Origin of the sequence: Actinocatenispora sera (assembly GCF_018324685.1) — a bacterium.
In the GTDB taxonomy this organism is placed as follows: Bacteria; Actinomycetota; Actinomycetes; order Mycobacteriales; family Micromonosporaceae; genus Actinocatenispora; species Actinocatenispora sera.
In genome coordinates, this window is record NZ_AP023354.1 from 3,258,418 (window position 1) to 3,276,108 (window position 17,691).

At 74.6% G+C, this 17,691-nt stretch carries 18 protein-coding genes and 1 riboswitch; of the genes, 6 read left to right on the forward strand and 12 right to left on the reverse strand.

Annotated features, from left to right (window positions below):
- Positions 1-75 precede the first annotated feature (75 nt).
- Entirely contained in the window at positions 76-420 is a 345-nt protein-coding gene (locus Asera_RS15690; RefSeq protein WP_157035092.1) for a DUF6191 domain-containing protein, read from the reverse strand.
- Positions 421-733: 313 nt separating this feature from the next.
- On the opposite strand from Asera_RS15690, the gene Asera_RS15695 reads away from it, so the two are divergent.
- Together Asera_RS15695 and Asera_RS15700 are read left to right on the forward strand one after the other, a co-directional pair.
- Positions 734-1,642 carry a RecB family exonuclease gene (locus Asera_RS15695; RefSeq protein ID WP_051802809.1) on the forward strand — a complete coding sequence of 303 codons (909 nt, stop codon included), beginning with the start codon at positions 734-736 and terminating at the stop codon, positions 1,640-1,642.
- Between the two features lie 117 nt (positions 1,643-1,759).
- Positions 1,760-2,974: an MFS transporter gene (locus Asera_RS15700; protein WP_030448715.1), complete on the forward strand. Its 1,215-nt coding sequence runs from the start codon at positions 1,760-1,762 to the stop codon at positions 2,972-2,974.
- Here Asera_RS15700 and Asera_RS15705 read toward each other — a convergent pair.
- A complete protein-coding gene (locus Asera_RS15705; RefSeq protein ID WP_051802810.1) occupies positions 2,904-3,551 on the reverse strand; it encodes a TetR family transcriptional regulator in 648 nt (215 codons plus the stop codon). The two genes, Asera_RS15700 and Asera_RS15705, sit on opposite strands and share 71 nt — an antisense overlap.
- Before the next feature lie 90 nt (positions 3,552-3,641).
- On the opposite strand from Asera_RS15705, the gene Asera_RS15710 reads away from it, so the two are divergent.
- Positions 3,642-4,457, forward strand: a complete 816-nt coding sequence (locus Asera_RS15710) for an SDR family oxidoreductase (RefSeq protein ID WP_030448717.1) — start codon at positions 3,642-3,644, stop codon at positions 4,455-4,457.
- 36 nt (positions 4,458-4,493) lie between these two features.
- Here Asera_RS15710 and Asera_RS15715 read toward each other — a convergent pair whose 3' ends face one another.
- Entirely contained in the window at positions 4,494-5,357 is an 864-nt protein-coding gene (locus tag Asera_RS15715) for an oxygenase MpaB family protein (protein WP_051802792.1), read from the reverse strand.
- A gap of 273 nt (positions 5,358-5,630) precedes the next feature.
- Between Asera_RS15715 and Asera_RS15720 the strand changes: the two genes are divergently transcribed.
- The gene (locus Asera_RS15720; protein WP_030448719.1) at positions 5,631-5,984 is read left to right on the forward strand and encodes a nitroreductase/quinone reductase family protein; all 354 of its coding nucleotides are present in this window, start codon (positions 5,631-5,633) and stop codon (positions 5,982-5,984) included.
- 2 nt (positions 5,985-5,986) lie between these two features.
- Here the strand turns inward: Asera_RS15720 and Asera_RS15725 are convergent, their stop codons facing one another.
- Positions 5,987-6,301, reverse strand: coding sequence for a hypothetical protein (locus Asera_RS15725; protein WP_030448720.1), 315 nt, complete (start codon positions 6,299-6,301; stop codon positions 5,987-5,989).
- 160 nt (positions 6,302-6,461) lie between these two features.
- Positions 6,462-8,099: a DEAD/DEAH box helicase gene (locus tag Asera_RS15730; RefSeq protein ID WP_035298158.1), complete on the reverse strand. Its 1,638-nt coding sequence runs from the start codon at positions 8,097-8,099 to the stop codon at positions 6,462-6,464.
- Positions 8,100-8,647: 548 nt separating this feature from the next.
- On the opposite strand from Asera_RS15730, the gene Asera_RS15735 reads away from it, so the two are divergent.
- Entirely contained in the window at positions 8,648-9,337 is a 690-nt protein-coding gene (locus tag Asera_RS15735) for a ferritin-like fold-containing protein (RefSeq protein WP_244843903.1), read from the forward strand.
- Between the two features lie 168 nt (positions 9,338-9,505).
- Here the strand turns inward: Asera_RS15735 and Asera_RS15740 are convergent, their stop codons facing one another.
- The 3 genes from Asera_RS15740 to Asera_RS15750 all read right to left on the reverse strand — a co-directional run bounded on the left by Asera_RS15740 (position 9,506) and on the right by Asera_RS15750 (position 10,743).
- Positions 9,506-9,733 (reverse strand): DUF3107 domain-containing protein, encoded by a 228-nt coding sequence (locus Asera_RS15740; protein ID WP_030448723.1) that lies wholly within the window; start codon positions 9,731-9,733, stop codon positions 9,506-9,508.
- A gap of 82 nt (positions 9,734-9,815) precedes the next feature.
- Positions 9,816-9,977: a hypothetical protein gene (locus Asera_RS15745; protein WP_157035093.1), complete on the reverse strand. Its 162-nt coding sequence runs from the start codon at positions 9,975-9,977 to the stop codon at positions 9,816-9,818.
- 109 nt (positions 9,978-10,086) lie between these two features.
- Complete coding sequence (locus Asera_RS15750) at positions 10,087-10,743, reverse strand: TetR/AcrR family transcriptional regulator (protein WP_030448724.1); 657 nt, start codon at positions 10,741-10,743, stop codon at positions 10,087-10,089.
- 624 nt (positions 10,744-11,367) lie between these two features.
- On the opposite strand from Asera_RS15750, the gene Asera_RS15755 reads away from it, so the two are divergent.
- Positions 11,368-13,920, forward strand: a complete 2,553-nt coding sequence (locus Asera_RS15755) for a hypothetical protein (RefSeq protein ID WP_051802793.1) — start codon at positions 11,368-11,370, stop codon at positions 13,918-13,920.
- Positions 13,921-14,076: 156 nt separating this feature from the next.
- Here the strand turns inward: Asera_RS15755 and Asera_RS15760 are convergent, their stop codons facing one another.
- The 4 genes from Asera_RS15760 to Asera_RS15775 form a co-directional block, all read right to left on the reverse strand.
- On the reverse strand, positions 14,077-15,060 hold the full coding sequence (locus Asera_RS15760) for a C40 family peptidase (protein WP_030448726.1): 984 nt from the start codon (positions 15,058-15,060) through the stop codon (positions 14,077-14,079).
- A 12-nt stretch (positions 15,061-15,072) separates the two neighbouring features.
- A riboswitch (cyclic di-AMP (ydaO/yuaA leader) is annotated at positions 15,073-15,223 on the reverse strand.
- 199 nt (positions 15,224-15,422) lie between these two features.
- Entirely contained in the window at positions 15,423-16,181 is a 759-nt protein-coding gene (gene uppS, locus Asera_RS15765) for a polyprenyl diphosphate synthase (protein ID WP_030448727.1), read from the reverse strand.
- A gap of 130 nt (positions 16,182-16,311) precedes the next feature.
- Positions 16,312-16,863 (reverse strand): hypothetical protein, encoded by a 552-nt coding sequence (locus Asera_RS15770; RefSeq protein ID WP_157035094.1) that lies wholly within the window; start codon positions 16,861-16,863, stop codon positions 16,312-16,314.
- A 214-nt stretch (positions 16,864-17,077) separates the two neighbouring features.
- Positions 17,078-17,443, reverse strand: coding sequence for an STAS domain-containing protein (locus Asera_RS15775; protein ID WP_030448729.1), 366 nt, complete (start codon positions 17,441-17,443; stop codon positions 17,078-17,080).
- Positions 17,444-17,691: the final 248 nt, after the last annotated feature.

Genomic DNA, 17,691 nt, shown 5'->3' on the forward strand with positions numbered 1-17,691 from the left:
GCGGTGCCGGCGTTGAGTCGATCGGTGCGGTGCGGTGCGGTGCGGCGGCGGCCGGAGTGTGGTGGTCGCGCCGGATCAGGCGGTGCCCTCGGCGGCACGCTCGGCCGCGGCGGCGCGGGCGGCGGCGATCGCCTCGGAGCTGCGCCGGCCCAGCCGGGCCGCGCCGTGGACGGCGGCGCTCGCACCGTCGGTGTCGGTGTCGGTGCCGCGAGACCTGATCACGGCGACGCCGCGCTCCAGATCTACACCGCCCGGAGCATCGTTGCCGATGTCCTGCCGTTTGCTCTTGAGCTCCTGGATCAGCTCGGTCTGCTTGCGTTTGCCCGGCTGCAACAGACCAGCGAGCTCACCGAGACCGGCCGCAGCCATCGCGGCCGAGGGCGAGTCGCTGTCGCCGCGCATCCACTTCAACAGACCCATGGACACCTCCGAGGGGATCGCCGCCACAGTACTCCACGCAACGTTCCCGCCGCCTTGCCAGCGGGGCGGCGGCCGGCGGCCGGCGTGACCAAGGTACGGGCGTCGCCGCCCGGGGTGAGCCGAGTGCGTTCCGTACCCGCGGCGCCTCGCTCGCGGGATCGGCCCGGCGCGACCGGCGCCGGTCTGGCCGGCGCGGGGCGGTCCGGGCGACCCGCGCGATGCGGGTCGGCCCGGCTGCGCCGTAACGTCACACCCTGCTGGCAGGATCGACGGTGTCCGGGTTTGTGGCGTGGCGAGCGGTTGAGGGGTGCTGATGTCGGAGCAGGTGCGGCCGCGGGCGGCGGTGCCGGAGCAGCTGGCGCTGGGCGGGATGCCGGAGAAGCTGTTCGTGTGCACGCCGAGCAAGCTCGGGGCGTACGAGGACTGTCCGCGCCGCTTCCGCTACCAATATGTCGACCGGCCGCAGCCGCAGAAGGGGCCGCCGTGGGCGCACAACTCCCTCGGGGCCAGCGTGCACACCGCCCTGAAGAACTGGTACGCGCTGGATGTCGCGGCGCGCACCGTCGAGGCGCTGCCCCGGCTGCTGCGCGCCACCTGGGTCGCGGAGGGCTACCGGGACGGCGCGCAGGAGCGGGCGGCGTTCGACGTGGCGCTGCGTTGGCTGGAGGAATACGTCGGGACCCTCGATCCGGCCGACGACCCGGTCGGCGTCGAGCGGGTGGTCGCGACCCGCACCCCGGTGCTCGCCTTCAACGGCCGGGTCGACCGCATCGACCGGCGCGGTGACGAGCTCGTCATCGTCGACTACAAGACCGGTCGTGCGCCGCTGACCAGCGACGATGCCCGCGGCTCGCGCGCGCTGGCGCTGTACGCGTTCGCTGCCGAGCGCACCATTCACCGGCGCTGCCGCAGCGTCGAACTGCACCACCTGCCGACCGGCTCGGTGGCCGCGCACGAGCACACCGAGGAGTCCCTGCGCCGGCACGTGAGCCGCGCCGAGGACACCGCCCGCGACATCGTCGCGGCGCAGCGGCGGATGGCGGCCGGCGAGGACCCCGACGCCGCCTTCCCGACCGCGCCGTCGAACCGGTGCTCCTGGTGCGACTGGCGGCGGGTCTGCCCGGTCGGGCGGGACGCGGTCGAACGGGAGCCGTGGTCGTCGGTGCAGCGGGCGCTCGACCCCGCCGGCGATGCCGCGGAATCGACCCCCGCGGCCGGCTGAAAAGCGAGTAATTTTCGGATACGCTGCGCGGCACCGGCGCCGGGAACGTCCCGGCACCGGTGGTCCGATCGGCGATCGTCCGCGCACCGGCCGGGCGGTGGCGAAACGGAGGCGGCGATGGGGCAGTCGGGCCAGGCTTCGGCGGGCGCCGGTGCATACCGGGACCCGGTGACGCGCTGCGCGATCGGCGTCGCGTACGCGGTGCAGGGGTTGTGTTTCGCCGCGCTGCTGACCCAGGTGCCGGTGCTGCAGGACAAGTTCGACTTCTCCGACGGTGCGCTGACCCTGCTGCTGCTGGCGGTGCCGGTGGTGGCCGGGCTGGGCAGCGTGCTGGCCGGCCTCCTCGCCGAGCGGTTCGGCAGCGCGGTGGTGCTGCGCGTCGCCCAGCCGCTGGTGTGCCTGGCGGTCCTCGGCGCCGGCGCGGTCGGCGACCGTCCCCTGCTGTACGGCGTGCTCGCGGTGTTCGGGCTGTCGGTCGGCGCGGTCGACGCCACCATGAACATGCAGGGCGTGAGCCTCGAACGGCGGTACGGGCGGTCCATCCTCGCCTCGTTCTACGCGGTGTGGAGCGCGGCGGGCATCGTCGGCGCGCTCAGCTCGTCGGCGAACGAGCACTGGCGCCAGCCGCTGTGGGTCGGGTTCGGGGTGGTCGCCACGCTCGGCATCGTGGCGTCGGCGGCAACCGGTCGGCGACTGATCCGGCGCGACGCCGAGCGGGCGCTCGCGGTCGATCCGAGCGCGGGGCCGGCGGTGCCGTGGCGGCCGATCGTGCTGATCGGTATCGGCGTCGCCCTGATGTACGTGGCGGACTCCGCGACGTCCAACTGGAGCGCGGAGTACCTGCGCCGCGGGCTGTCCTCGCCGGCGGAGTTCGCGGCCTGGGGTTACGCGGTCTACCAGGCGTGCATGGTGCTCGGCCGGCTCGGCGCCGACCAGGCGGCCCGGCGGTGGGGCCCGGTCGCCGCGGTGCGGGCCGGGGTCGCGGTCGGCGTGGTCGGTCTGGCGGTGGTGGTCGCCGCGCCCGGCACCGCGGTGGCCATCGTCGGCTTCGGCATTCTCGGCTTCGGTCTCAGCGTGGTGGTGCCGCAGTCGTTCTCGGCGGCCGGGCAGTACGACCCGGCCGGCACCGGGCTGGCCATCGCCCGGGTCAACCTGTTCAACTACGTGGGTTTCCTGGTCGGTGCGCCGCTGGTCGGCGCGGTCGAGCAGCTGACCACCTGGCGGATCGGGTTCGCCGTCCCGCTGGTGCTGGTCGCCGTGATCATTCCGCTCGCGACGGCGTTTCGGCCGGCTCGTCGGCAGTCGGCATCGGCCGTGCCAGTCGGCGAATGATGCCGACCAGCGTCTCGCCGTAGCGCCAGCGAAACTCCGGGTCGCTCGGGTCGGTGCCGAACAGGCGGCGGGCCAGCTGCGGCATGATCACCGGCGCCATCACCATGCCGCGGATGGCCAGCAGCACCGCGGCGGTGTCGACGTCGGCGGCAAGCTCGCCGCGCTGCTGCCAGGCGCGGGCGCGCGGCTCGTCGTCCTCGTCGGCGAGCACGTCGGGTGAGCCGTCGTCGCCGAGGCCGCTCCAGGCGATCAGCCGGGCCGGGCACGGATCGGTCAGGCCGGCCGCGAGGTAGCTGAGCACCGCCTGTTCCAGCGGCGTGTCGGGACCGGCGAACTCGTGCTCGCGCTCCCGCCAGCGGTCGTGCAGGGCGCGGTAGATGCCCTCCTTGCCGCCGAAGTAGTAGCTGATCAGCTGCTTGTTGACGCCGGCGCGGGCGGCGATGTCGGCGACCTTGGTACCCGCGTACCCGTGCGCGGCGAACTCGTGCAGCGCGGCGTCGAGCAGCAGCCGCTGGGACCGCTCGGCATCGCGTTGCCGCTCGTCCGGGTTCGGGGTGCGGCGGGGACCTGCGGGCATGGCCGCCATCCTAATCCGCCACCCGGTCCAGTTAGTCATCCATCGAGATGATTATGCTGGCTGGTAAGTTGATTAACGAGAGGAGTCATCATGATCGTCGTGACCGGGGCGACCGGCGGAGTCGGTGCGGAGGTGGTCCGCGGGCTCGTCGAGTCCGGCCACCGGGTTCGTGCCCTGTCCCGCCGCCCGGACGAGTTGGCCGTGCCCGCCGGGGTCGAGACCGCCCGGGCCGACGCCGAGTCTCTCGCCGCAGCGTTCGCCGGCGGTACCGCCCTGTTCCTGTACTCGACGTTCGGCGATCCGGCGATCCCGGTCGCCGCCGCGAGGGCCGCCGGCATCGCGCGGATCGTGCTGCTGTCCTCGGCCGCGGTACGAGACGGCGCCGACGACCCGATCGCCCGGCACCACCGAGCCGTGGAACAGGCGGTCGAGTCGTCCGGCCTGGCCTGGACGCACCTGCGGCCCGGCGGGTTCGCGAGCAACGCCCGCTGGCTCGCCCCGCAGGTACGGGACGGGGTGGTGCGGTTGGCCTACCCCCAGGTGGGCACCGCGCCGATCGATCCGGCGGACATCGCCGCGGTGGCCGTCCGGGCCCTGACCGAGGACGGCCACGCCGGCCGGGCGTACCCGCTGACCGGGCCGGAGTGGCTCACCCAGGCCGACGAGATCTGCATCCTCTCCGCCGCGCTCGGCGTGCCGGTTCGGGTGGAGCAGGTCGACCCCGAGGCGGAGATCGCCGTGCTCACCGGCTCGATCCCGGAGCGCTTCGCCCGCGGCCGCCTGGAGATCCAGGCGGCCATGGTCGACCAGCCCTCCTCCGTGGTGGACACGGTCGAGCGCCTCCTCGGCCGCCCGGCCAGGACGTTCGCCGAGTGGGCCGCCACGCACGCCACCGAGTTCAAGTAGCTCGGATCAGGCCACCGGTTCGGCGAGGGCGGCGAGTCAGAGCCGCGGGTCGTGGCCGGCGAGCCGGGCGCGCTGCAGGCCGTCGCGGACCCGGGGGGAGTGCCGGTACCGCTCGGGCAGCGCGCCGGCCGCGAGCCGCAGCGACCGGGCGGCGAGGCTCGCGCCGACGTCGCCAACCGGCAGGCCGAGCCCGCCGTAGCGGCGCCGGGCCCAGCCGGGCAGCAGCCCGAACGCGACCGCGGCGATCCCCATCCAGCCGCCGCGGGCCGGCGTGTACCCGAGGCCGCGCGGCATCGTCGGCCAGAACAGGAACGCGGCCGCGGCCGCCGCGTCCCGAGTGAGGGCCAGCCGCGGCTGCATCGCCGCGTAGTACTCGGCGATCTCGGCCGCGGAGGCCGGCACGGTGCCGGGGTCCAGTCCGACCAGCTCGGCGGCGCGCAACTGCTCGGTGTAGTACCGGTCGACGTCGGCGTCGGTGAGCCGGACGCCGCCGCGCCGGGCGGTGGACACGAACGACTCGACCTCGCAGACGTGCGTCCAGCGCAGCAGCTCCGGCTCGTCGACCCGGAACTCCGCCCCGGAGTACGGGTCGTGCCCGCGCAGCCGCCGATGGATGCCGCGCACCTTCGCGCCGGCCCGGCGCGCCTCGTCGCTGGTACCGAAGGTCACGGTCGCGACGTAGTCCCCGGTGCGGTACAGCCGCCCCCACGGGTCGGTCCGGAAGTCGGAGTTCTGCGCGACGCCGGCCATCGCCCGCGGGTGCAACGCCTGCAGGAACAGCGCGCGCAGCCCGCCGACGGCGAGCAGCAGGTTGCCGTGCACCCGCCAGCTGACGCTGCCGGGCCCGAACAGGCCGAGGTCGACGGGCGTCGAGCCATCGACCGACTTCGCTACGTCCACCGGGCCAGCGTGCCACGGTCGTGCCGGGCGCCGGTCCGGCCCCCGAGCCGTGCGTGGCCCACCACGCCGGGCTGGATCCCCACCGAACGCAACATCACCCGTACGGTGACGCTCGGTGTTGGATGGTTTGCGGTTAGGCGTCCGTAAAAACCGGCCGCGCGGCGTCGCGCTGACCTGATGCGGGGCGTTTCGGGAGGTAACTTGGGCTGTGTCGACGGTGGTAGCGAGCCCTCGGCGGTGCCGAGAGCCCTCGGACGAAGGGCACGATGCGACATGCTGACGGATCTTGCGCACGGCGATCTGGCGACCGCACCGTATGTCTTCCTGACCACGCATGGTCGCGGTGAGGGGCGCTCGCAGACCGTCGAGCTGTGGTTCGCGGCCTATCACGACACCGTGTACCTGCTCTCGTCGAGCGGGGACCGGCCCGAGTGGGTCCGCAACATCGCCCGTGACCCCGACGCGGAGCTTCGCATCGGCCGCTACACCCGGTCCGGGAAGGGCCGCATCATCGACGACCCGGACGAGGCGAACCGGGCCCGCCGCCTGGTGGCGTGCAAGTATGCGCCGCACGCACCGAGTGGCTGGGGCAGTGAGTGCCTCGCCGTGGCGGTCGACCTGAGCTGACCTCAGCCCACCAGCCGGGCGCACACCACGATGATCAGCACCAGTACGACGGCGCCGGCGACCAGGCCCACGCCGTAGGTGATGGTGCGCGCGGCGCGCTCCTCCTCGTCGAGCGCGGCGTGCTGCTGCACCGGCATCTCCCGCGGCGGCGCCGTCGGCACCACCTCCTGCGGGCGCCACCCCGGCGGCGGCGGCGTGCTCGGCGGCGGCGGTTCGTACCGGGGCTCCGGCGCGGCGGCCGGCTCGCGCCGTGGCGCGGCGGCACCGTTCGGTGGCCGCCGCCAGTACGCGTCGTCGGCGCGGTCCGCGTTCGTCACGGCATCGACGCTACCAACCGGGTGCCGACCGGCCGCCCGCGCCACGGCGAGCGCCGGGCGCCCGCGCGACAGGGAGCGCCGGGGCCGACCGGGCGCCCGCCACAGCGTGCGCCGGTGTCGACCGGGCGCCCGCGCCACAGCGAGCGCGGGCGTACCGGCATCAGTCGGTGCCGGGATCGATCGACGGGTCGGCGTTGCCGCCGCGCGCCTGCGCCGGCCGGCGGCGACGCCGCCGGTTGCGGCGGGCGGCCGAACCGCCCTCTGCCGTCGTCGCGGTGTCCGCCGGGCCGGCCGGCTCGGCCGGCGTGCCGGTGTCGGCGGCGCGCTCGGCCACCGTTCCGTCGTCCAGGCGCCGACGGCGCCGCCGGCGGCCACCGGTCGCCTCGGCGGCCGGCTCGGCCCGATGACCGGGCCCGTCGGTACGCGCCGGGGCGTCCGGGCGCTCGCCGCGACCCCGGCCGCGGCGAGCGCCGCCGGCGGACCGCCGGCGACCCGCCGCCGGGCGGCGGTGCGGCTCGATGTCCTCTTCCTCCTCGGCCGCGAGGCCGGCCCGGGTGCGCTGCTCGGGAGCCAGCGTGCCGGGCGCGCCGGCCGGGATGTCCAGGTCGGCGTAGAGGTGCTCGGAGGTGTGGTAGGTCTCCGGCGGATCGGCCACCCCGGCGCCCAGCGCCTTGTGGATCAGCTTCCAGCGGGGCAGATCCTCCCAGTCCACGAACGTCACCGCGACGCCGTGCGCGCCGGCGCGGCCGGTACGGCCGATGCGGTGGGTGTAGGTGTCCGGGTCCTCCGGGCAGTCGTAGTTGATCACGTGCGTGACGCCGGTCACGTCCAGCCCGCGGGCCGCGACGTCGGTGGCCACCAGCACGTCGATCTTGCCGGTACGAAACGCCCGCAGCGCCTGCTCGCGCGCGCCCTGCCCGAGGTCACCGTGCACCGCGGCGGCCGCGTACCCGCGGAAGTCGAGGTCGTCGGCGAGCTTCTGGGCGGCCCGCTTGGTGCGGCAGAACACCATCGTCAGCCCACGGCCGCGCGCCTGCAGGATGCGCGCCACGACCTCCGCCTTGTTCAGCGAGTGGGTGCGGTACACGTACTGCTCGGTGAGCGGGTTGGGTCCGGTCTCGGCGGTGTGCGTGGCGTGGATGGTGATCGGCCGGTGCAGGTAGTTGCGCGACAGGGCGACGATCGGGTCCGGCATGGTGGCCGAGAACAGCATCGTCTGCCGCTTCGTCGGCAGCATCTTGACCAGCTTCTCGATGTCCTCCTGGAAACCCAGGTCGAGCATCCGGTCGGCCTCGTCGAGCACCAGGATCTTGATCCCGGTGAACACCAGGTGCTTGGACTTCGCCAGGTCGAGCAGCCGTCCCGGGGTGCCGACGACCACGTCGACGCCGGTGGCCAGCGCCTCGATCTGCGGCTCGTACGCCCGGCCGCCGTAGACCGGCAGCACCCGGATGCCGCGCAGCTTGCCCGCGGTCTCGATGTCCCGGGCGACCTGCAGGCCGAGCTCGCGGGTCGGGAGTACGACGAGGGCCTGCGGCCGGCCGTCGGCGCCCTCGGCGGGCCCGACGATGCGCTGCAGGATCGGCACCCCGAACCCGAGCGTCTTGCCGGTGCCGGTCGGTGCCTGGCCGATCACGTCGGAGCCGCGCAACGCGATCGGGATCGCGTCCTGCTGGATGGCGAACGCGTGCTCGATGCCGACGTTCGCCAGCGCCTGCACCGTCTCGTCCCGCACGCCCAGCGCGCGGAAGGTGGGGCTGTCGGGCCGGACCGGCGCGCTCGCGGCGAGCTCGTGCACCGTCTCGGCGGGGGAATCGTCTGAATTGTTGGGGTAGTCGAGCGACCCGGCCGGGGCGGCGACGGCGTCCGCGGGGGCCGCGCCCGGCGTGTCGCCGGCGGCCTCGTCCCGGTCCGGACGCGGGTCGCTCTCGGTGTGTGTCTGCAGTGTGTGTCCCTCTCCCGCCACGGCGCTGACGGCGCGGCCTTCGCGGCGCGCCGCGGCCGACCGATGCGTCGGCCACAATCAACCACCGACCCTCGCCGCCACGCCGAAAGACTCGGCGTGCGCTCGGCGCTGCGGCCGGGGGGCCAGACCCGGCGCCGGTGCCACCATGGCTGGTGCTCCGGCGTGCGGGGCGGCGTCGCGGGTATCCGTGGCGTCTTCTGTGTGGGTCCGTTGTCCCCACCTCACGCGCCATGGTACGTGCTGATCGGATGATCTGCCGAACCGGCGGTGACCGGGCGGCGGCCGTCCGGCGTCCCGGGCGGTAACCTGCCGTCGACACGCGCGCCGGTTCGCCCCGGGGCGCGAGCAGATCGGCCGGGGGCGTGGAGGAGGCTGGCGGGGTGGCAGAGGACACGCAGGACGGGCCGGTGACCGACGACGGGTACGTGCCGCCGACCGAGGCGGTGGTCGCGCTGCTCGGCGTGCTGGCGTACGGCACGCTGGTGGCGTTCGACCGGATCGCGGCAGACGCCCGCATGGCCCCTGACCTGCGACGACGGGCCATGCACTCGGCGATGGCCGCGGTCGAGATCGGCAACTACCAGCGGCTCGCCGACCGGCTCACCGAGCTGGGTGCCGACCCGGACGGTGCAATGGCCCCGTTCGCCGGGCCGCTGGACGCGTACCACGACTCCACCCAGCCACGCGACTGGCTGGAAGGGCTGGTCAAGGCGTACGTGGGGGACGGCATCGCGGACGACTTCTACCGCGAGGTGGCCCGGGTGCTCGCGCCGCGCGACCGCGAGCTGGTGCTCGACGTGCTGCACGACACCCGGTACGAGGACTTCGCCTCGGCCGAGATCCGGGCCGCGATCGCGGCCGACCCGAAGGTGGCCAACCGGCTGGCGCTGTGGGCGCGGCGGTTGATGGGCGAGGCGCTCAGCCAGGCCCAGCACGTCGCCGCCGAACGCGACGAGTTGACCATGCTGGTGCTGCACGGGTCGGGTGACATCGCCGGGGTGATGGACCTGATCAAGCGGCTGACCGCGGCGCACACCGACCGGATGACCAGCCTCGGCCTCAACAACTGAGCCGCCGGAGGCCGGCCCGCTGCGAGGTCGCCGCCGGCCCGGCCCGGCCGGTCCTCCGCGAGGCCCGGGCCGGCGGCGACCGTGGTGTTTTCGAGCCGGTGCCAGAACGACCGAGGGGCCGTCGACGGTCGCGAACGCGACCGTCGACGGCCCCTCGGTGCCGCCGGCTCAGCCGGCGGAGAAACCGATCGGCCGCGGGCTGGACTCGGCGATCTCCACGTAACCGATCTTGTCGACCGGGACGATCACCCGCCGGCCCTTCTCGTCCTCCAGCGCCAGCACACCGGACTTGCCGGCCAGCGCTTCGGTGACGGCCTGCTCCACCTCGGCCGGAGTCTGCTTGCTCTCCAGCACGAGCTCCCGCGGTGCATATTGCACACCGACCTTGACCTCCACGGCCGCCTCCTTGCTCGCTTCACGCTGCGATCAGAAGCGTATCCGACCGATCACCGGGACACGGGCGTTGGGGCGTGCACGCTCAGCGCCAGGCCAGCACCTTGCCGAACCGGACCAGCTCGCCGTACGTCTCCGGCCGCACCGGATCGAGAGCCAGCCGCAGCGGTGCGGCCGCCGCCTCGGCCGGCGACCGCGCGCCGGACATGTCCTCGAACCACGGCCGGGACGCGTCGGTGTCGATCAACCCCGGGCATACCGCGGCGATCAGCGTGCCGTCCCGGGTGTCGGCCGCCCGCCGGTCCCGGGCGAGTACCCGGACCGCCGCGACCTGGCCGACCGGGCCGGCCTGGCGGTCAGTCGTCCGGGCGGCCGTCGGCCAGCGGAAAGTTCGAGATACCGCGCCAGGCGAGCGCCGCGACCAGCGCGATCGCGTCCGGCTTGGGCACCGCGCGGGCCGACGCGAGCCAGAACCGGGCGGCGTTCTCGGCGGCACCGGTCAGCGCCACGGCGAGCAGCTCGGCACGGTCCCGACTGACCCCGGTGTCGGCCATGATCGTCTCGGTCACCGCCTCGATGCAGCCCCGTTCGGCCCGCTCCACCCGTTCGGCCACCGCCGGGTCGTTGCGCAGGTCGGACTCGAAGACCAGCCGGTACGCCTCGCCCTCACCGTCGACGAAGTCGAAGTAGGCCTGCATGGCGCCGGCCACCCTGACCTTGTTGTCGCTGGTCGCGGCCATCGCCTCGCGTACCCGGCTGACCAGGGCGTCGCAGTGCTTGTCCAGCAGCGCCAGGTAGAGCTCGAGCTTGCCGGGGAAGTGCTGGTACAGCACCGGCTTGGAGACGCCGGCCCGCTCGGCGATGTCATCCATCGCGGCGGCGTGGTAGCCCTGCGCGACGAACACCTCCTGGGCGGCGGCGAGCAGCTGGGCGCGGCGCTGGGATCGCGGCATCCGGACCGGCTGCGGCCGGGTCGCGCCGGAGCGCGCCGCCGGGCCGGGATGCGCGGTCATGCCGACACCCGGCATGCCGCGGGCACCCGACAGGGGCACCTGGTCGGTAACACGTATGCCCGCATGAGTGGCCTCGCTTTGCTGCGGCGGACCCGGCCACGTCGCGGGGCTGCGGTGCGGTCCATGGCCGGCTGTTCTCTGTGAGCCTAACGGAGTCCGGGAGCGTCCCCTCCCGACCCGCGCAGTACCGGACGAGTCGCTGTGCGCCGTCAGGCGCCGGACAGACGTGATCTTCCGGTACCGACGGGTAACGGCGGCCTGCACGATAGCCTGCGGGCCGCGCCGCCCCAGGTGCCTGCCGGCCGCGTTGCCGGCACGAGCGCGTGCGACACCGGTCCGCACCCGTACCTCCGCCTTGCCGGCGGACGAAGGGGACTCGCCGCGACTCCACCGCTGTCGCGCACCAAGTCGTACCGTTGCCGTGGTTTCGGTGCGACCGCCGTCGCTGTGCCACGCCGAGCCAGCGGCGCATAATGTTCGCCGATCCGGCACAATCGGCGGACACCGGCGGGCACGGCACGGCACGACCCGCTCCGGCAGGTCGACCCGCGCGGGCGGGGCGAGCAGCGGCGGCCCGTGCGGCCGAGCCGGTGTGGCCGAGGACGGGACAACCGGGTGGGGAGCGTGCGGGTGTACGAGCCGACCAGACCAGATCCGCCGGCGCCGGACGACTCCGGTTCGCGCGGCTACCGGATCGGTCCGTGGCCGCCGGTGCCCGCCGAGCCGTCGGGGGCGCCGGACACCGAGTCCACCGCCCGGCTGTCTCGCCGGCACCAGCGAGCCGAGCCCGAACCGCCGGCCGAGCCGCCCGCGCCGGCCCGGCCGCGGCGCCGGCACGGCCGCGACGACACCACCCAGACACCGATCCTCGGGCAGATGCCCGCCGCGTTCGGCGCCCCCGGCCCGGTCCCGCAGTGGGCCTCGCCGGAGCCCACCGAACCGGTGCCGCCCGCCTCCGCTGGGCCGTGGCCGCCGACCGAGCCGTCCGGCCCGCGGTCCGCACCCGGACCGGGTCAGTGGCCCGCGCCGGAGCCGTCCGGTCAGTGGGCCGAGCCGGAGCCGTCCGGCCAGTGGTCCGCTCCGGTCCAGGACGGCCAGTGGCTCGCGCCGGGCGGGTTCGCGGCGCCGCCGGAGCTGCCGGCCGCACCGGTCGATCGGTCGAGTCGCTGGCCGGCACCGCCGGCCGAGGCGGCGGACGACTGGTTGGCGCTGCCCGAGCAGCCCGGATGGGGCGCGCCGGGGCAGCCAGGGCAGCCGGCACGACCTGGCCAGCCGGATCAACCGGGCCAGCCGGATCAACCGGGCCAGCCGGATCGACCCGGCCAGCCGGCACCGTCCGGCCACTGGTCCGCGCCACCCGCGCCGTCGGCGCCACCCGGGCCGTCCGAGACGCCGGCGCCACCCGGGCCGTCCGAGCCGTCCGGCCAGTGGTCGGCGCCGCCCGCCGCGGCGGCGGCCCGGCGGGCCCGGCACGCGCACCCGGACACCGCCCCCGGGCCGGGCGACGGATCGTCGATGTTCGGCTTCGAGCCGACCACCCGGCACGCGCCGGCAGGGCCGGACGAGCCCGCGCCGGCCCTGCCGGTGCGGCTCGGGCCGTTGCCGCCGAGGCTCGAACCGCCGACCGGGCGACCGCCGGCCGGGCCCCCCGCGTTCGGACAACCAGGCGCGTTCGGCCAGCCCGGCGCGTTCGGCCAACCAGGCGCGTTCGGTCAACCAGGTGCGCCCGGCCAGCCCGGCGCCGCCCCGGCCGGCCCGCAGTCCGGGAACGGCGCGGCTGCCGGGCGCCAGCCCGAAGCGGCCCACCCCGGGCCCGGCCAGCCGGGGCCGGAGGCGCCGGACGCCGCGGTGTGGGGGACACCGCCCGCCTCGATCCCGCCGTACCCGCAGCGGCCGGGGGACCAGCCGCACGCCTCGGCGTATCCGGACGGCTCGACCTCGGCGCTGCCGTACGTGCCGACGCCGGAGACGGCGGAGTTCACCTCGCCGTTCCCGCCGCCCGCCAGCGGGCCGACGCCGGCGGCCGGTGCGACCGCGCCGCCGGAGTACGGGCCGGCCGGTGACACCGGGCCGACGTCCACCGGCGCGCTGCCGCCGGCGGTGGACCCGTTCGGACGGCATGCGGCGCCGGCCGAGGACGGGAAGTGGACGGTGCCGCCGCGGGTGCAGTCCGCGATCGACGCGGTACGAGCGTCGCGCCCGGGCCGGCACGGCGCCGATCGCGCCCCCGCCGGTGGAGCGGACGTCGGCGGGCCGGCGCCGGAACGGTTCGGTGCGCCCGCCGACGGCGGGAGCGGGCCGGAACGCGCGGACCGCGCCAGCGAACCGGGCACCGAGGCCGCCGTCCCCACCCGTACGACGCCGGGCCCGGCAGGGGCGGGAGGGCGGCGCTCCCGGGCGGCCACCGGTGATGCCGCGGCGCGGGGTGGCGCGGACACGCCGACCACCGAGACGCCGGTGCTGGCCACCCCGACCCGGGTGGACGCCGAGAGCGTGCTGGCAGCCGTACGGGACGTGCCCGGGGTGCGCGGTGCCGACCTGCGCACCGACGCCTCCGGCGGCCGCACGCTGCGGCTGGACGTGGCGGACGGGGTGAACGCCGAGGAGATCACCGCCGCCGCCGGGGACGCGCTGCGCGACCGGCTCGGGGTGGAGGCGAGGCTGACCGTCGCCGATGTCGACGAGGAGCTGGACGCCGCCCCGGACGACCGGGCCGAGCTGGACCGGACCGCCGCCGGCGCCGCGACGCCGGCGCTACGCGCACCCGGCCGGGGGGGCGATCCACGGGCGGTGATCGAACGCATCCAGGTCGCCACCGCCGGCTCGGAGTGCGCGGTCGAGGTGTGCCTGACCGCCGAGGGGGTGCGCGCGGTCGGCCGGGCCGGCGGCCCGGCGCTCGACCCGTACCTGTTGCGGGTGGCGGCGCAGGCGACGGCCGACGCGGTCGGGGTGTTGGTGGCCGGCCGGGCCCGCTGCGCGGTCGAACACGTCGACGTGGTGACCGCCGGTCCGTGCCGGGTGGTGGTGGTCGTGCTGGTGCTGCTCGCCGGCGACACGGCGGAGCGGCTGGTCGGCTCGGCGGTCGCCGGCGGTGACCCGCGGCAGGCCACGGTGCGGGCCACCATGGCCGCGCTCAACCGCCGGCTGGTCCCGCTGCTGGACGCGGTCCTCGCCTGAGCAGCGGACCCGCCCGGGACGCTCGTCGCTGGCCGCGGCGATCGGTACCCAGTCGCTGGTCGCTGGCCGGGCAACCGGACCGGGGCGCCGGACCCGCCCGTGGACGCGAAACGGCCGGTGCCCCGTGGCGGGGCACCGGCCGTGCCGGTACTGCGATCAGGGGCGACCGATGCCGTAGACCGGCATCATGTCGATCGACGACACCTTGACCACCTCGCCGAACGTCGGCGCGTGGATCACCTTGCCGCCGCCGACGTAGATCGCGACGTGCCCGAGATTCTCGTAGAACACGAGGTCACCGGGGGCGATCTGGCTGCGGCTGAGGTGCGTGATCTGGTTGTACTGGTCGGCCGCCACGTGCGGCAGGCTCACCCCGGCCTTCGCCCACGCGGCGAGCGTGAGCCCGGAGCAGTCGTACGAGTCGGGCCCGGCCGCGGCCCACGCGTACGGCTTGCCGAGCTGCGCGTAGGCGAAGTCGACGACCGCGCCGGCGCGACCGGACACCTTCGGCGGGGTCTGCCCGGAGCCGGTGCCGGTCGTCTCGGTGGCGCTGCCGTACGCCTCCTCGCGCAGCTTCTTGAGCTTGTCGACCTTGGCCGAGATCGACGCCTTCTTCTTCTTCAGGTCCTTGACCTGCTTGCTCTGCTTGGCGTACAGCGCGGCGAGCTTCTCGTGCTGCCCGTCGAGCTTGCGCTTCGCGGTGATCAGCGAGCGGATCTGGTCGGACTGCTGTGCGCTGAGCCGGTTGAGCGTGGCGATGTTGTTCAGCGTGTCGCTGGAGCTGCCGTTCAGTACCGCGTTCCAGGCGGTGGCCGGGCCACCCTTGTACGCGGCGGCGGCGATCGCGTCGACCTGCTTCTGCGCGGTGGCGACCTTGCCGGACAGCGGCTTGAGCTTCTTGTCGACCGCGGCGATGCGCTTCTTGGTCTTCTTCTGCTCTTCGGTGATCTTGTTGTACTGCTCGACGACCTTCTCGAACTGGGTCGACTGCTGCTTGATCTGCTGCTCCAGATCGGCCTGCGACGGTGCGCCGTGTGCCGGCGTGGTACCGACGAGGGATGCGGCGGCCACCGCGGCGGCCGCGACCGCGGCCAGTCCGATCGCGCGCAGCGACGCCCACCGGGGGCGTGCAGTGTCCATGCGGGTCTGCGCCCTTCTTCCTCAGACCGCCTACCGGGTTAGCTGACGGGTTCGGACGGGAAGAGCGCCCTACCGGGACTATGGCCTGTCCATGGCCCCGGATTCACCCCGTGGTACGGGTGGGTCCTCGGCTCGCCTGGCGGCGACTCGGCGGTGCCGTCCGGAGCTGCCCGACGGGGCGGCGGGGGGCCGGACGACCCCGTTACCGTAGCCGCTGGCGCGACGTGGTCAACGCCGTCGCGACCGGGTCGGTGACCATCCCCACAACACGGTGACCGACCGTCGGTGACTGACTGCGGATCCGTTGGTACGAGCGGAACTCGCGCGCCGCACCGTGGTCGTGCGGCGGCACGGCGTGAGCGTCACGCACCGAAGCGGCGCTGCCGCTCCGCGTACGAACGGAGCGCGCGCAGGAAGTCCACCCGGCGGAAGGCCGGCCAGTAGACGTCACAGAAGTACAGCTCGGAGTAGGCGGACTGCCACAGCAGGAATCCGGAGAGTCGCCGCTCGCCGCTGGTACGGATGACGAGGTCGGGGTCGGGCAGGTCGGCCGTGTAGAGGTGCGCGGCGATGTCGTCCGCGGACAGCGTCGCGGCCAGCTCGTCCATCCCGGTACCGGCCGCGGCGGCGTCGGTCAGCAGCGAGCGGAACGCGTCCACCAGCTCCTGCCGGCCGCCGTACCCGATCGCGATCGTCAGGCACGGCCCGGTCTCCGGGCTCTGGTCGGCGGCGAGCTTCAGCGCGTGCGCGGTCGAGTCCGGCAGCAGTTCCAGCCGGCCCGCCACCCGCAGCCGCCACCCGGCCCGCGGGTTGGTCGCGCGCTGCTCGATCATCCGCATCAGCGAGTCGAGCTCGCCCCGGTCGCGCCGGGCCAGGTTCTCGGTGGACGCGACGAACACGGTGACGTGGTCGATGCCCAGCTCCGTGCACCAGTCGAGCAGGTCGTCGATGTGGTCGGCGCCGGCCTGGTGGCCCATGCTGACGCTGGCCAGGCCGGCGGCGCGGGCCCAGCGCCGGTTGCCGTCCATGATCAGACCGACGTGCCGCGGGCAGTCGGTGCGGGCGAGCGCGGCGAACAGCCGCCGCTCGTACAGGCGGTAGAGCAGGTCGCGGGGCGTCATCCGGCCAGCCAACCAGCCGGATGTGTGCATTCGGCGAAGAACCTGTGCGCGTAGCGCAGAAGGCCCGGCACCGCAGCCGCGGTGCCGGGCCTCGGGGCGGCCGGCGGGTCCCCGCTCGCGGGTGACCGGGTCAGCGCGCGAACGGGTTCAGCGTCGGGTCGTCCGGGTCGCTCACGCCGTCCGAGTAGTGCACGGTGTCGAGCGTGCCGTCGCCGTCGGTGTCGGTGGCGACCGCGTCGATGTTGCCGTCCTCGTTCCGGTCGACGCCCACCTGGTCGAGGTTGCCGTCGCCGTTGCTGTCCACCGCGTAGGTGTCGGCGGTGCCGTCGTAGTTCTGGTCCGCGACGACCTGGTCGACGTTGCCGTCGCCGTCGGTGTCGCGCCCCACCAGGTCGATGTGGCCGTCGCCGTCGCGGTCGGCGTAGACGGTGTCGGCGGTGCCGTCGCCGTTGCTGTCGACCACCTCGGTGTCGAGCCGGCCATCACCGTTGGTGTCGTAGAAGACCTCGTTGGCGACGCCGTCGCCGTCGGTGTCGACCATGACCATGTCCGCCACGCCGTCGTGGTCGGTGTCGACGATCATCGTCTCGCTGCCGTCGGTGTGCTGCTCGACGACCACGTCGTCGGCCAGACCGTCGCCGTTCACGTCGACCGAGCTGTCGCCGCTGTCGAAGTCGCTCATGGTCCCCTCCATGGAGAACCCGCGTGCCGCGGGAGGTCGAGATCCCGCGCTGCCGCGGGGCCGTTGGCTGCGACGGTTTCGCCGGTCGCGATCCGTTGCTGGGGCCAACAGTGCCAGAGGGGTACCAGCCGGGCCATCGCGGATTCGTGCCACGTCCTCCCGGCCGGCGTAGGCCGGGTTCCCGCTGGTGAGCGCGGGCGGCGGGTGCGATGGGTCAGCCGGCGCTGGAGGCCGAGCCGAGCAGTGCCTCGATCGCCTCGTCCAGGTCGGGGTAGAGGTTGAAGATCGTGGTCAGCTGGGTCAGCTCCAGGATGTCCAGCACCCGGCGCGGGGCGGCGGCGATCGCCAGCCGGTGGCCGGAGTTACGACCCTGCTGGTATCCGGCGACGAGCACACCCAGCCCGGTGGAGTCGAGGAAATCGACGCCGGACATCTCGACCACGGCGTCCCGCTCGGCGAGCGCCGTGGTCAACTCCTCGCGCAGCCGCCACGCGGTGTCCACGTCGATGTCGCCGGAGACCGTGAGCACGGCGAGTTCGTCGCGGTCGGCGCGGGCCAGCTCGAACGTCGGGCGGCTCATCGCCCAGGCTCCAGCCCTGCGGTACGCAGCATTCCCATCCTCATGAGCATGTCCCGATTCTCCCTGAGCCGCCGGACAACACAGTGTCTCCTACCCGCCGACGGGCAGTTCCTAACGGGTTGCCACGGAAGAACTTGCGGGGAGCAACCGCATCAACCAGTTACTGTCCGACGTCACGGTGAGGGTACGGCACGCGCCGCCCGAACGGGCACGTTCCGGGGCCGGCCGGTATGCCGGCCGACCGGCCG